Origin of the sequence: Bradyrhizobium sp. ma5 (genome assembly GCF_042258955.1) — a bacterium.
Classification (GTDB): domain Bacteria; phylum Pseudomonadota; class Alphaproteobacteria; order Rhizobiales; family Xanthobacteraceae; genus Bradyrhizobium.
Window position 1 is genome coordinate 6,226,109 of sequence record NZ_CP170156.1, and the last position, 12,644, is coordinate 6,238,752.

Consider the following 12,644-nt stretch of genomic DNA (forward strand, 5'->3'; position numbering starts at 1 on the left):
GGTGATGCGGTTGGCCTTCAATCGTGTTTGGTCATCAAAGTGCGAGCGTGAGGTCGGTGAGCGGCACAGCCTGGCAAGTGAGGCACCGCCCCTCGCTGCCGTCGACAGGGCCGAGATGGGTGAACTCCCCATCGACCACCTCGACCACGCAGCTTTCGCATTGCCCGACACGGCAGCCGCTCGGCAGCGCAACGCCCGCCGCACTTGCAGCGTCGAGCAGCGTCCCCTGCTCCGGTCCCCACGTGAAGCTCCGCTTGCTGCCCGCAAGCCGGATGGTTCGCGGCGCAAGGTCGCTCGGTACCGACGGCGGCGACACGAAGCTTTCGGCAAAGACGTCGAACCGCGGGATACCGAGCGCCACGGCGGCCTCGATCTGTGCCGCGACAAAATCCGGCGAACCGCAGATGTAGACCAGCGGACGGCGTGCCAGCAGCGGCTTGACCTGTTCGAGATCGACCCGTCCCTTGTGCAGCGACTGCGAAGCGACCGGGTCCGGCGCGAGCGGGGCCGAATAGAACGTCACCCGCGTCAGCTCCGGCGTGTTGGCTTCCAGCTCGGCGAGCCGCTGCGCGAAGGGATGCTCGCGGCTGCTGCGGCAGCCGTGCAGCAGCAGGATTTCGGCTATACGATCCTGTTGCGCCGCGCGTTGCAGCGTCTCGAGATGGCTGATGAATGGCGTGATGCCGATGCCGGCCGCGAGGAAGACCAGCGGCCGCGGTCCCTTCAATGGCGGCGTGAAGATGCCGCCCGGCGGCTCCAGCAGAACCTCGTCTCCAACAGCGAGACCATGCAGATGATCCGGCATGAAGAACGGCGTACCGCCGCCCCGCGCCTCATTGAGGAAACGTCCCTTCACTGCGATCGACAGCGCTTGCGGCAGATCCCCCGATCCCGTCAGCGAATAGGCCCGCGCCTCGGTTGCGCCGGGCAACGCGGTCATTACATGTTGCCCCGGCAGGAAATCGGGCAGCGGACCGCCGTCAAGCGGCAACAGGCTGAGGGCAATGACGTTGTCGGCCTCGGCCGTGCGCTCGCCGACCACGAACCGCCGCCGGCCGCTCCAGACGCCGCGGCTGGCCACGTCGTCCCGCCTGATATCGCAGACGATCGCGCGCAACGGAACGGAGCCGCTGACCGGATCGCGCGCATCGTCGTGCAGCACGGCGTTGATATTGCGCGTGAGGCTGCCCGACGTCGCTGAACGATCGCGACCGAGCGGCGGACAATCCTCCCACCAGCCGAATTCGGCGACGACGACCCGGTCATCGAGCGCCGCATTGAGGCGTACTTTCAGGCGCACGGCACCGCCGGGCGTCTCCACCGTTGCCCAGTCACCTTCCACAAGTCCGCGGCGCTCGGCGAGTTGCGGGCTGATCTCGACGGCTGGATCGGGCGACTTTCGTCGCAGCGAGGCGACGTGCCGCCAGGAAGAGTGAACGAACCAGCCGCTCTTGGCGGTGGAGAGCACGAGCGGAAAGTGTTCGTCCGCCGCTGTCGTGAGCGGGCTGCCGACCGGTTCGACGTGATCGGGCAACGGGTCATGCCCGTGTCCCAGCATCAGCTCCGAATAGATCTCGACACGGCGTGTCGGCGTGGCAAAGCCCGCCGCCGTTCCGTCTTCGCGCGTGACGGCGTATTTTTCATCGCGGAAGACCTGCGGGAAGCGGCGTCCCTCGGGATGTTCGCGCAGATCCTCGACATCGATGCCGAGTGGCGCCAGCTGATAATTCCAGCCGGCCTTGATGTCACCACCGAAGAACAGATTCCCCATGCCGAGCTTGAGCGCGAGCGCGGCGGCGATCTCGTAATCGGCCTTCACTTCACCGATCGGCTCGACCATGCGCGGGCGAAACTGCACGGTCTCGACCGCTTTCTGCGTGATCTCGAACCCGATCTTCAGCGCATCGCGCTCCCACGGCGTGCTGGCCGGCAGAACGAAATCGGCGCTCTCCGCGCTCGGGTTCATGAACATGTCGACATGAACCTGGAATTCCAACGCGTTCAGTGCGGCCTTGTTGCGCTCGGAATGACCCTGCGAGACCACGAAGTTGGTGCCGAAGGCGACCAGCGCGCGCACCCGATAAGGCTCGCCCTCCACCACCGCCTTGCTGAAATCACGCGCGGTGATCCAGCCCTTCGCCGGCGGGCCGAGCGGCAATTCGGCAATGCCCAGTGCCTTGGCCTGCTGCTCCGGTGGCAGGATGTTGTAGTCGTTGAGCGGGCGCGTCGGCGGCGGCACCGGCCAGCGATTGCCGCCGGGCCGATCGCAGGCGCCGGTCAGCGCGTAGAGCGACGCGATCGCGCGCTCGATCGCGGTGGCGTTGGTGTGCTGGCCGACGCCGGTCCAGGAATGATAGGCGAGCCGCGGCCGGGCGGCGAGCAGCGCATTGAATGCGTCGATGTCCTCGACACGCAACCAGGTCAGTTCCGCCACGCGCGCCGGCGTGTAAGGCGCGGCCCGCTCGGCCAGCAATTCGAACGCGGTTGCCGCCTCGATCGTCCGGCCGTCGCGGGCACGGATCGACAGCGCGCCGCGCAGCCGACCGCCGCGCTCCGGCGCATAGCGGGTGTCGCAGGCCACCGGCGAGCCCGACGCATCGAGACGAACGAAAGCCTCAGGCGCTCCATCCGGCCACAACGCGTCGGCGCGCAGGAAGCTCCCGGTCGCGCGATCGACCAGCAGCGATCCATTGGTCCATTGGTCGACGAAGTCAGCATCGAAGCTGCCGGTCGCGATGAGATGACGGATCGCGCCCATCGCAAGCGCGCCATCGGCACCAGGGCGAATGCGCAGCCAGAGATCGGCCTGCTGACCCGAGCCGTTCGGCTTCGGATCGACGACCACGACCTTGGCGCCGCGCCGCCGGGCATCGGCGATCCGCGTTGCTTGAGCGAGCCAGGTGCGCGCGGGATTGTGGCCCCATAGGATGATCGCATCGGCATTGTCGTAATCGGGAAAGCCGATCCCGCGGCCGAAGGTCAGCGCGTGCGCGTAGTCCTTGTGCCAGCCGCAGATCTCGACCGCGTAGATCAGGTTGGGACTGCCGAAGCCGCGGATGAAGCGCTCGACCCACTCAAAACTGTCGACCATCGGCGTGCCGCTCGGCGTGGTGACGCCGAACGCAACCGCCTCGGCGCCGCTCTCTGCGCGGATCCGGCCGAGCCGGTCGGCAATCTCGGTCAAGGCCTCGTCCCAGGACACCTCGACCCAGCCGGGGTCGGCGGCATCACGCGGCCGGGTCCGCTTCAGCGGCACGGTCAGACGGCGCGGGCTGGCGACGATTTCGGGGGCGGCCCGGCCCTTGGCGCAAAGCGCGCCACCGGTCGGGTGGTTATTTAATACCTCCACACCGACAACACGCCCGTCCTCGACCACGGTGACAGAACCGCAGCGCGAGCGACAAAGCGTGCAATAGCCAGGTAACCGCTGTTTCACCGCCGTCTCATCGTCAAGTCAGCCCTTGTGACGCATTCTTGTAATGCGTTACACATTTACGTCATACGCTACCGTTCCCGTCAAGGCTAAGTAATAATCAGAGACGAATCGGCGTTCGGAGCGAGAGGCGGCGCGACCACCCATGGACCAGAATTTGCGTGAACAGGTGCTGCAGCGGGTGCGCGCCGAGATCATTTCCGGGCAGAGCCTTCCCGGCACGATGTATTCGGTGCCGTCGCTCGCGGCGAGCCTCGGCGTCTCCTCGACGCCGGTGCGCGAAGCGCTGCTCGAGCTCAGCCGCGGCGGCCTGGTCGAGCCGATGCGCAACCGCGGCTTCAAGGTGGTGGAGCCGTCGCTGACCGAGCTGCGCAATTTGTTCGACATGCGCGAGGTGTTGGAACTGCACGCGGCCGTGCTGGTCGCGGCCAATCCTCCAAAGGATCTACCGGCCGTGCGCGGCTGGGCCGATGAGATCGCGAAGGCCGTCGAGACCGACGACGTCCAGCTCTATCTCGAAGCCGACCGCAACTATCATCGCGCGTTCATTGCAGCCGCCGGCAACGAGCTCTTGACCGAGATGGTGATGGGCCTGCGCGACAAGATGCGGCTCTACGGCATCAGTTCGCGCGCCGGCCTCGAGCGGCAGCAGGCCTCGGTGCCCGAGCACTACCGGCTGATCGAGCTCGCGCTCGACGGCGAGACCGAGGCGCTGCCGACCCTGCTTCGCAGCCACATCCGCTCCTGGGAGCCTATCTTCGTCGACGCATTGATGCGCTCGAAGGAATACGCGCGCGAGCCGCTGCGGCAGGCCCGCGGGTAGCGCGCGACCGGAGCTAGATTGCCTGCTGCGCTGAAGAGCTAGTCCAGAATGCTCTTGTAGTGCTCCGAGAAGACATCGCGGCCGATGATCAGCCGCATGACTTCGGAGCTTCCCGCCAGGATCCGATTGACGCGCGCGTCGGTGAACATCCGGCTGATCGGATATTCATCCATATAGCCGGCGCCGCCGTGCAGTTGCACGCCGAGGTCGAGCATCTTCCACTCGACTTCCGACGACATCATCTTGGCCTTGGCGCCCATGTTGCTGGTCAGGCGTCCCGCGTTGTGCTCGGCCACGCAGTGATCGACATAGACCTGCACGAGGTCGATTTCGGCATCCATCTCCGCCATGCGGAACTGGGTATTCTGCTGTTCGGCGAGCGGCTTTCCGAACAGCTTGCGATCCATCACGTAAGCGCGCGTGATGTCGAACGCCTTGCGGCCGTTGGCGATCGATCCGACCGCGGAGATCAGCCGCTCCTCGGCAAGGCCCTCCATGAGATAGTAGAAGCCCCTGCCCGGTTCTCCCAGCACGTTGGCCTTGGGTACCTTCACGTTCTGGAAGAACAGCTCGGCGGTGTCCTGCGCCGGCATGCCCATCTTCTTGAGATTGCGGCCGCGCTCGAAGCCCTCCATGCCGCGCTCGACGATCAAGAGCACCATGGCGTGTTTCTTCTCGGCGCCTGCGAGCCTGGCGGCCACGATCACGACGTCGGAATTGATGCCGTTGGAGATGTAGGTCTTCGAGCCATTGAGCAGGAAATGATAGCCCTTGTCTTCCGCCGTCGTCCGCATGCCTGCGAGGTCCGAGCCTGCGCCGGGCTCGGTCATCGCGATCGCCAGGATGGTCTCGCCGCTGACGCATTTCGGGAGGAAGCGGTCGCGCTGCTCTTCGGTGCCGAAGCGCTTGAAATAGGAGCCGACCAGGCGGCTGTGCAGCGTGTTGAACCAGCCCTTGCAGCCGGAGCGCGCGGTCTCCTCGATGATGATCTGCTCATAGCGGAAGTCCTCATCGCCCATCCCGCCGTATTTCTCCTCGGGCCAGATCATCAGGAAGCCGCGGTCGCCGGCCTTCTTGAACGCGCTGCGGTCGACGATGCCGGCCTCCCGCCACGCCTCCATATGGGGCGCGATCTCGCTCGCGAGGAACTTGCGGTAGGAGTCGCGGAAAATGACCTGGTCTTCGGTAAAGCTGCGCATCATTCACCCAATAGCGCTCTCAAGCGGCATGGAAACCGGCCGGCGTGTGCCGAAGCACTGACAAAAAAATTCGGAGCGCCGGTTCTGCTTCAAAACCGGCGCTCCGTCATCGAAACGAGCGACGCCTTACTTGCCCTTCCAGTTCGGCGCGCGTTTTTCTGCAAAGGCCGCCGCACCCTCGCGGGCATCTTCGGATACGAAGACGGGAGCGACGATCTCCTGCTGCTTCTTCCACATCTGGTCTTCCGGCCAGAGCCTGGATTCCACGATCACCTGCTTGGATGCCTTGACCGCAAGCGGGCCATTGGCGCCGATCGCGGCGGCAAGCTCGAGCGCGGCGTCGAGCGCCGGGCCATCGGTCACGCGATTGATGATGCCGAGCTCGTAGGCGCGCTGTGCGCCGAAGAACTCGCCTGTCAATGCGAACTCCATCGCCACGCGGAACGGCATCTGGCGCGGCATGCGGATCAGCCCGCCGGCCGCGGCAGCTAGCCCGCGCTTCACCTCGGGGATCCCGAACTTGGCGTTGCGGTTGGCGACGATCATGTCGCACGACAGTGCGATCTCCATCCCGCCGGCGAGCGCGTAACCGTCGACGGCCGCGATCAGCGGTTTCTTCGGCGGCGCCTCGGTGAGGCCGGCGAAGCCACGGCCGGGGATCGACGGCCGCTCGCCCTTGAGGAACCCCTTGAGGTCCGTGCCCGAGCAGAACGTGCCACCGGCACCGGTGATGATGCCGACGCTGAGGGCATCGTCGGCGTCGAGCCGGTCGATCGCCGCGGCCACGCCCTTGGAGAGGGCGAGGTTGGCCGCGTTCTTGGCTTCCGGCCGATTCAGCGTGATGATCAGAATAGGTCCGCGGACTTCAGTCAGGACCGGAGTTTCTTCAGACATCGCTTTCGTCTCCTGTTGCCGTTCGCTTAGCGCGGGGCCATGCGGATGGCGCCATCGAGGCGGACGTCTTCACCGTTGAAGTAGCCGTTGGTGATCATGGTCAGCGCCAGCTGGGCATATTCCTCCGGCATGCCGAGACGCTTCGGGAACGGCACCGAGGCGCTGAGCGCGGCCTTGACGTTCTCCGGGGCGCCCTGCAGCAGCGGCGTGTTGAAAATGCCCGGCAGGATGGTGTTGACGCGGATGCCATCGGCCATCAGGTCGCGCGCGATCGGCAAGGTCATGCCGACGACGCCGGCCTTCGACGCTGAATAAGCCGCCTGCCCCATCTGGCCGTCCTCGGCCGCGACCGACGCCGTGTTGACGACCGCGCCGCGCTCGCCGTGCTCCAACGGTGCCAGCGACAGCATGCCCTTCGCCGACTTGGCGATGCAGCGGAAGGTGCCGACAAGGTTGATCTGGATGATGCGGTTGAACGCGTCGATCGGGAAGTGCGTGGGTTCGCCGGTCTTCTTGTCCCGGCCCGCGGTCTTCACCGCGTTGCCGGTGCCTGCGCAGTTCACCAGGATGCGCTCCTGGCCGTGGGCCGCGCGGGCCTTGGCGAAGCCCGCATCGACCTGCTCGTCGGAGGTGACGTCGACCTTGCAGAACACGCCGCCGATTTCCTTGGCGATGGCTTCGCCCTTCTCTTCGTTGAAGTCGAAGATCGCGACCTTGACGCCTTGGGCAGCAAGCGCCCGCGAGGTGGCTGCGCCGAGGCCGGAAGCGCCGCCGGTGACGACGGCGGCGACCGATGAATCGAGTTTCATGGCAAGTTCCTTTCGCGATCAGATGCGTTCGATGATGATGGCCGGCGCCATGCCGCCAGCGGCGCACATGGTGACGAGACCATAACGTCCGCCACTGCGCTCGAGCTCGTCGAGCGCCGTGCCGATCAGGATCGATCCGGTCGCGCCGATCGGGTGGCCGAGCGCGATCGAGCCGCCATTGATGTTGACCTTCTCGCGATTCAGGTCGAGATCGCGGATGAACTTCTCGGCGACGACCGCGAAGGCCTCGTTGATCTCCCACACGTCGATGTCGTTCTTGGTCAGGCCGGCCTTGGCGAGAACCTTCTTGGCCGCCGGAACGGGGGCATTGAGCATCAGCGTCGGATCATCACCCTGATTGGCATAGGCCACGATGCGTCCGCGCGGCTTGAGGCCGTGCTTCTGGGCATATTCCTTCGACGTGATCAGCACCGCCGCGGCGCCGTCCACCACGCCCGAGCTGTTGCCGGCATGATGCACGCCCTTCCACTCGAGATCCGGGTAACGGCGCTGGATCTGCTTCTTGAACGTCGTGCCGTTGCCGAGATCGAAATCGGCAAGCTGCTCGAAGCTCGGCTTCAGCGATGCAAGGCCTTCGGCCGTGGTCTCGGGGCGCGGGAATTCTTCACGACCGAGGGCGACGCTGCCGTCGTCGTTGAGGACCGGGATCACCGACTTGGCGAAGCGGCCTTCATCGATCGCCCGTTTGGCGCGCTGCTGGCTGACCAGCGCCAGGGCATCGCAGGCTTCCCGGCTGATCCCCTCACGCGTGGCGATGGCGTCGCCGCACACGCCCTGGTGCGACTGCGGGTGAATCTCGTCGAGCGCCGGATTGCCCGAACCCATCATCCGCGCCGGCTGCCCCGCCTTGGAGCGCTCGGCTGCGAGGGTCTGCTGATAGCTCATCATCTCGGTGCCGCCGGCGATGACGCAATCCTCCATCCCCGACATCACCGAAGCTGCCGCGAGGTTCACCGACGTGATGCCGCCGCCGCAGAAGCGATCCAGCGTCGTGCCGCTGGCGTTGATGTCGTAGCCGGCCGCAAGGGCCGACATGCGTCCGAGATCGCCGCCCTGCTTGCCTTCCTGGGTCGAGGTCGACCAGATGATGTCATCGACGGTCGACGTATCGAGCTTGTTGCGCTCCTTGAGCGCGCCGAGCACGGTTGCCGCCAGTTGCTGCGGATGCAGATGCGACAGCGCACCCTTGCCCGGCTTGCCGATGCCGCGCGGCGTGCGGACCGCGTCAATGATGTATGCTTCAGACATGCGTTTCCCTCTACTTTGGCTGTTTCTTGACTGTGAGCTCGTGCCGATTGGTCCCGACCGCTTGCGCTGCGTCTTCTGCTCCGGAACAAGCCGACGAGGCGTCAGCGGTGTGGCGTGACCGAAAGCGGCGCGGCAACCGGCTTGCGCTGATCTTCGAAATAGCGCGCGTTGATCAGCATCGGCGGTTGCGCCGTCTCGCGCTCCCGCTCGTCGGCGCAGGCGGGCTTGTCGCAGCCCTCGGCGAACAACGGGACGCTCGGCGCGGCGGCGTGCGGGCCGAGAGCATATTTCTGCTCTTGCGGCAGGTAGATCAACTGACCGATCTGGGTGAGGGTCAAGGTGAGACGGGAGACCGTCGATCGGGGAAGACCGCAGCGATCGGCGATGTCGCGATTGCCCAGGCGTATGCTTCGACCTTCGAAGCAACGCACGATGTCGAATGCGCGCGATACCACCTGTATCACGCGCCGGTTGTCCGTGCCGGCGGTGTCTTGCGCCATCAATACTTCAGATCGACGTCCCATCGTTTACGCCTCACTCCTCATTTGTCGTACAGGTGAATGAAGCCCACCCTGGTTCGGGCAGGCCGCGCCGATCCGCGACATCGCTGTCAAGCGCGCAACGCCGAGCGGCGCACGCGTGAACGGAACTGCATGCGGAATCTGACGGCAGCGATCGGCGCACGCCGCGTCGCCGCCCGTGAGGATAGAGCCGGCGCTGTGCCATGCCCGAGCGGCAACGAATGCGGCACGCTGGACAAGGCCATTTCCGCCCTGTTCGAGGCCGATCTGCATGGCGCTGACGGGCGCCTGGTCTTCCAGCCCGGTGAAGCCGCGACCGCGCGGGGCAAGCAGCTTCGGATTTCGACGGCCGGCCGGCATCAGGCGGATTCTTTCCCTAGGGTTGCAGACCTTAATTAATTGATTAATTAGTCAGGTGATTAAAGTGACCACTCCCCCCTGTCAACCGTCCTCGCCGCAGGGCGCCCCGCGCTCGGGTCGCACCTCACGCATCGCTCAAGCTGCTCGGGCCGGTTTATCGGAGCAGCAGCTGCCGATCCGTTCGTGCCGAACGTCGGACCGGTGCTGGACGGTGATCGGGCGAGATGCGCGGTACAAGCCACCGCCCACAAGCGCCGAGACGCAACGATAGAGCGTGCGGCAGACCAGCTCTCGTCGTTCGATGTGGCGCACTCACGCGGCTCTCGCTCCGCGAGCGCCGCTCAGATCGAGATGCCGTCGCTGATCGGCCATCGCTCCGAGAATGAATTTTCTTTGTCGGCTCGGGAGGCGAAGCGACCGTTCCATAGAACGGGCATGGTTCGACTCATTGATTGCAAACCGGACGCGTCGATCATGGTCCGCGTTCGAGCTGGGCAAAGACGTGCTATTTTAAAAGGAGGACTATTCGACGGAGGTTTTATGCGTCTCGCATCCTCTTGGCTTCACTCCCTCGGTCGCATGACCCGACAGCTGCAGCGGTGGCGCAGGAAGCTCGCCCGCGCCGCAAATCCCGATGGATAGCGCGATCTGCACGAGCTGTTCCTGTTCGGGCCGCATGGCTAGTTGAGCCGGTCGCGCGTTGCGGCTTCGGCTGACCCAAGACAGTTGCCCAAGGCACTTGCTGAAGACACACGCGGCCACGGTTCTCGCCGTGGCCGCCTGGCCAAATTTCCCCGCCATCCGCAACCAGTGCGCCGAACTCGCTGCCCTGCTCTCCCGCACCGAAGAAACAGGACAGCACCCGCTCCGCCGTGAACTGACGCGCGCTTAGCTGCTGAAGCCGGCCGGAATGAACGCCGGCAGCTTGTCCTCGATGAATTTCTTCACCTCGGGCGAGTCGAAGACCTGGATGAAGGCCTTGAGGCGCGGATCGTCCTTCTTGTCCGGCCGCGCCGTGAAGCGCAGCACCAGCCCGTCATCGACCGTGCGATCGATCAGCAGTGCCGATTTCGGGTCGCCACCCGCGGGGATCAAATAGGTGATGTTGACGAGTGCGAGCGTGACGTCGTCGAGCGAGCGATAGGTCTGCGCCGGATCGAGCTCGACGATCTTCAGATTCTTGGGGTTCTCGATGACGTCGAACCGGCTCACCGCGAAGCCCTTGCCCGGCGTCAGCTTGATCAGGCCAGCCCGCTCAAGCAGGATCAATCCACGTGCGCCGTTGAGCGGCTCGTTCGGGATCGCGACGCTGTCGCCGGATTTGATCTCGTCGAGTGACTTGATCTTCTTCGAGAACAGCCCGACCGGTGCGATCACACCGACCTTGTCGACCTGGACCAGATTGAAGCCACGCTGCTTGTTCTGGATCGCAAGATACGTGCCGTGCTGGAACAGGTTGGCATCGACGTCGCCGCTGTTGACCACCTCGTTCAAGGCGACCCAATCGGACAACTCGACGACCTTGACGTCCTGTCCCTTGTCCTTGGCCAGCTTGGCGGCGAACGCTGCGAGCTGGCCGACCGGACCGGCGCTGGTCGCGATCTTGAGGGGTTCATCGGCGACGGCACTCGCCGTCAGGGCAAGGAGAACGCCTGCCGCGTGCGCCAGGCGCAACAATGTCTTCATCATCTCAATCCTGTTTCGATTTTACCAAGTGTGATCACGCCGCTTTGCGGGCGCTGCTGCCTGCCTCGGCCTGGGCCAATGCCTGAACGAGGTCGGCGATGATGTCGTCAGGGTGCTCGATCCCGACCGAAAGCCGCACATAGCCGGGCGTGACGCCGGCCGCGATTTGCTCTGCACCGGTAAGCTGCTGGTGGGTGGTCGAGGCTGGATGAATCGCGAGCGACCGCGCATCGCCGATATTGGCGACATGATAGAACAGCTTCAGCGCATCGATGAAGCGGCGGCCGGCCTCGACACCCCCCTTCAACTCGAAGCCGACCAGCGCGCCATAGCCGCCTTTCAGATAGGTATCGGCGCGGCGGCGATTCTCCCCGTCCTGCAATCCCGGGAAGATCACATGGGAAACGCCGGGGTGCCTGGCCAGGAAGTCCGCCACCTTGATGGCATTCTCATTGTGCTGGCGCAGCCGCAGCGGCAGTGTCTCGAGCCCCTGGATGAACTGGAAGGCATTTTGCGGCGCGATCGCAGCGCCGAGATCGCGCAACAGCTTGACGCGTGCCCGCAGAATGTAGGCGATCGGACCGAGCGGCTTGGCGGCCTCCGTCCAGATCGCGCCGTGATAGGCGGCGTCCGGCTGCGTCAGCAGCGGAAAGCGCTCGGCATGCGCCGCCCAGTCGAAATTGCCGCCATCGATGATCGCGCCTCCGATCGACGTGCCATGGCCGCCGATATACTTCGTCGTCGAATAGACCACGATCGCGGCACCATGCTCGAACGGGCGTGCGATCAACGGCACTGCCGTGTTGTCGAGGATCAGCGGCACGCCGAGCGAACGGCCGATGTCGGCCACTTCCCTGATCGGGAACACGTTGAGCTTGGGATTGGGTAAAGTTTCCGCAAAATAGGCGCGGGTCTTCGCATCGGTGGCACGGCGAAAATTCTCGGGATCGGTTGGATCGACGAACCGCACCTCGATGCCGAACTGCTTCAAGGTTTGCGACAGCAGGGTCCAAGTGCCGCCATAGAGATCGGTCGAAGAGACGATGTTGTCGCCGGCCTGCGCGAGGTTGAAGATGGCAAAGGCCGAGGCGGTCTGGCCCGACGCCACGGCGAGCGCGCCGACGCCGCCTTCCAGCGCCGCCAGCCGTTCCTCGAAGGCGTCCGCCGTCGGGTTCTTGATCCTTGTGTAGATCTGCCCGATCGCTTCCAGCGCGAACAGCCGCGAGGCATGGTCGGTGTTCTCGAACTGGAACGAGGTGGTCTGATAGATCGGAACCGCCACCGCACCAGTCGTGGGATCGGACCGGTAGGACCCGCCATGCAGGGCGAGCGTCTCGAGATTCTTCGTTTCGACCGGCATTTCGGACTCTCCTGGGATCGGTGAACACGCGTTGCAAGTCGCGAAATGATGCGCAGCGACCTTGCCGCTGTCGAGATGCCCAGGAAAATAGCGATGGACGTGCTGACGTCTCGCGGAACGGCATCTTGAATTTTTCAGACGAAACATCCGGCACGACGCATTTGTTTCGTTTCCCGGCGGCCGGTGCCGGCGCGTGAGATCGCCGATCACGCAGTGCGGTGATGGCCCGCGATCTGAGCTGCATGGACGCGTCCACTCCGCCCGCGCGCAGCAATGAGCGTAACGTGCTG

The 12,644-nt window shown here is 64.9% G+C and carries 9 protein-coding genes and 1 pseudogene; 2 read left to right on the forward strand and 8 right to left on the reverse strand.

The features are described from left to right. Nucleotides 1-34: 34 nt before the first annotated feature. Nucleotides 35-3,436, reverse strand: a complete 3,402-nt coding sequence (locus ACE103_RS29250; protein WP_375775872.1) for a molybdopterin-dependent oxidoreductase — start codon at nucleotides 3,434-3,436, stop codon at nucleotides 35-37. 142 nt (nucleotides 3,437-3,578) lie between these two features. Here ACE103_RS29250 and ACE103_RS29255 point away from each other — a divergent pair, with 142 nt between their 5' ends. After that, the gene (locus ACE103_RS29255) at nucleotides 3,579-4,256 is read left to right on the forward strand and encodes a GntR family transcriptional regulator (RefSeq protein ID WP_375775873.1); all 678 of its coding nucleotides are present in this window, start codon (nucleotides 3,579-3,581) and stop codon (nucleotides 4,254-4,256) included. Nucleotides 4,257-4,294: 38 nt separating this feature from the next. Here the strand turns inward: ACE103_RS29255 and ACE103_RS29260 are convergent, their stop codons facing one another. The 5 genes and pseudogenes from ACE103_RS29260 to ACE103_RS29280 all read right to left on the reverse strand — a co-directional run. Beyond that, a complete protein-coding gene (locus ACE103_RS29260) occupies nucleotides 4,295-5,455 on the reverse strand; it encodes an acyl-CoA dehydrogenase family protein (protein ID WP_375775874.1) in 1,161 nt (386 codons plus the stop codon). A gap of 126 nt (nucleotides 5,456-5,581) precedes the next feature. Continuing rightward, entirely contained in the window at nucleotides 5,582-6,349 is a 768-nt protein-coding gene (locus tag ACE103_RS29265; protein ID WP_375775875.1) for a crotonase/enoyl-CoA hydratase family protein, read from the reverse strand. 26 nt (nucleotides 6,350-6,375) lie between these two features. Then, nucleotides 6,376-7,158, reverse strand: coding sequence for an SDR family NAD(P)-dependent oxidoreductase (locus ACE103_RS29270; protein WP_223968897.1), 783 nt, complete (start codon nucleotides 7,156-7,158; stop codon nucleotides 6,376-6,378). An 18-nt stretch (nucleotides 7,159-7,176) separates the two neighbouring features. Continuing rightward, complete coding sequence (locus ACE103_RS29275; protein WP_223968896.1) at nucleotides 7,177-8,427, reverse strand: acetyl-CoA C-acetyltransferase; 1,251 nt, start codon at nucleotides 8,425-8,427, stop codon at nucleotides 7,177-7,179. Nucleotides 8,428-8,672: 245 nt separating this feature from the next. Continuing rightward, nucleotides 8,673-8,951: pseudogene (locus ACE103_RS29280) on the reverse strand (helix-turn-helix domain-containing protein); the annotation flags it as partial. Nucleotides 8,952-8,987: 36 nt separating this feature from the next. On the opposite strand from ACE103_RS29280, the gene ACE103_RS29285 reads away from it, so the two are divergent. Beyond that, the gene (locus ACE103_RS29285; RefSeq protein ID WP_375775876.1) at nucleotides 8,988-9,347 is read left to right on the forward strand and encodes a hypothetical protein; all 360 of its coding nucleotides are present in this window, start codon (nucleotides 8,988-8,990) and stop codon (nucleotides 9,345-9,347) included. Nucleotides 9,348-10,196: 849 nt separating this feature from the next. Here ACE103_RS29285 and ACE103_RS29290 read toward each other — a convergent pair. Then, a complete protein-coding gene (locus tag ACE103_RS29290; RefSeq protein WP_375775877.1) occupies nucleotides 10,197-10,994 on the reverse strand; it encodes a MetQ/NlpA family ABC transporter substrate-binding protein in 798 nt (265 codons plus the stop codon). A gap of 34 nt (nucleotides 10,995-11,028) precedes the next feature. Continuing rightward, the gene (locus ACE103_RS29295; protein ID WP_375775878.1) at nucleotides 11,029-12,354 is read right to left on the reverse strand and encodes an O-acetylhomoserine aminocarboxypropyltransferase/cysteine synthase family protein; all 1,326 of its coding nucleotides are present in this window, start codon (nucleotides 12,352-12,354) and stop codon (nucleotides 11,029-11,031) included. Between the last annotated feature and the right edge of the window lie 290 nt (nucleotides 12,355-12,644).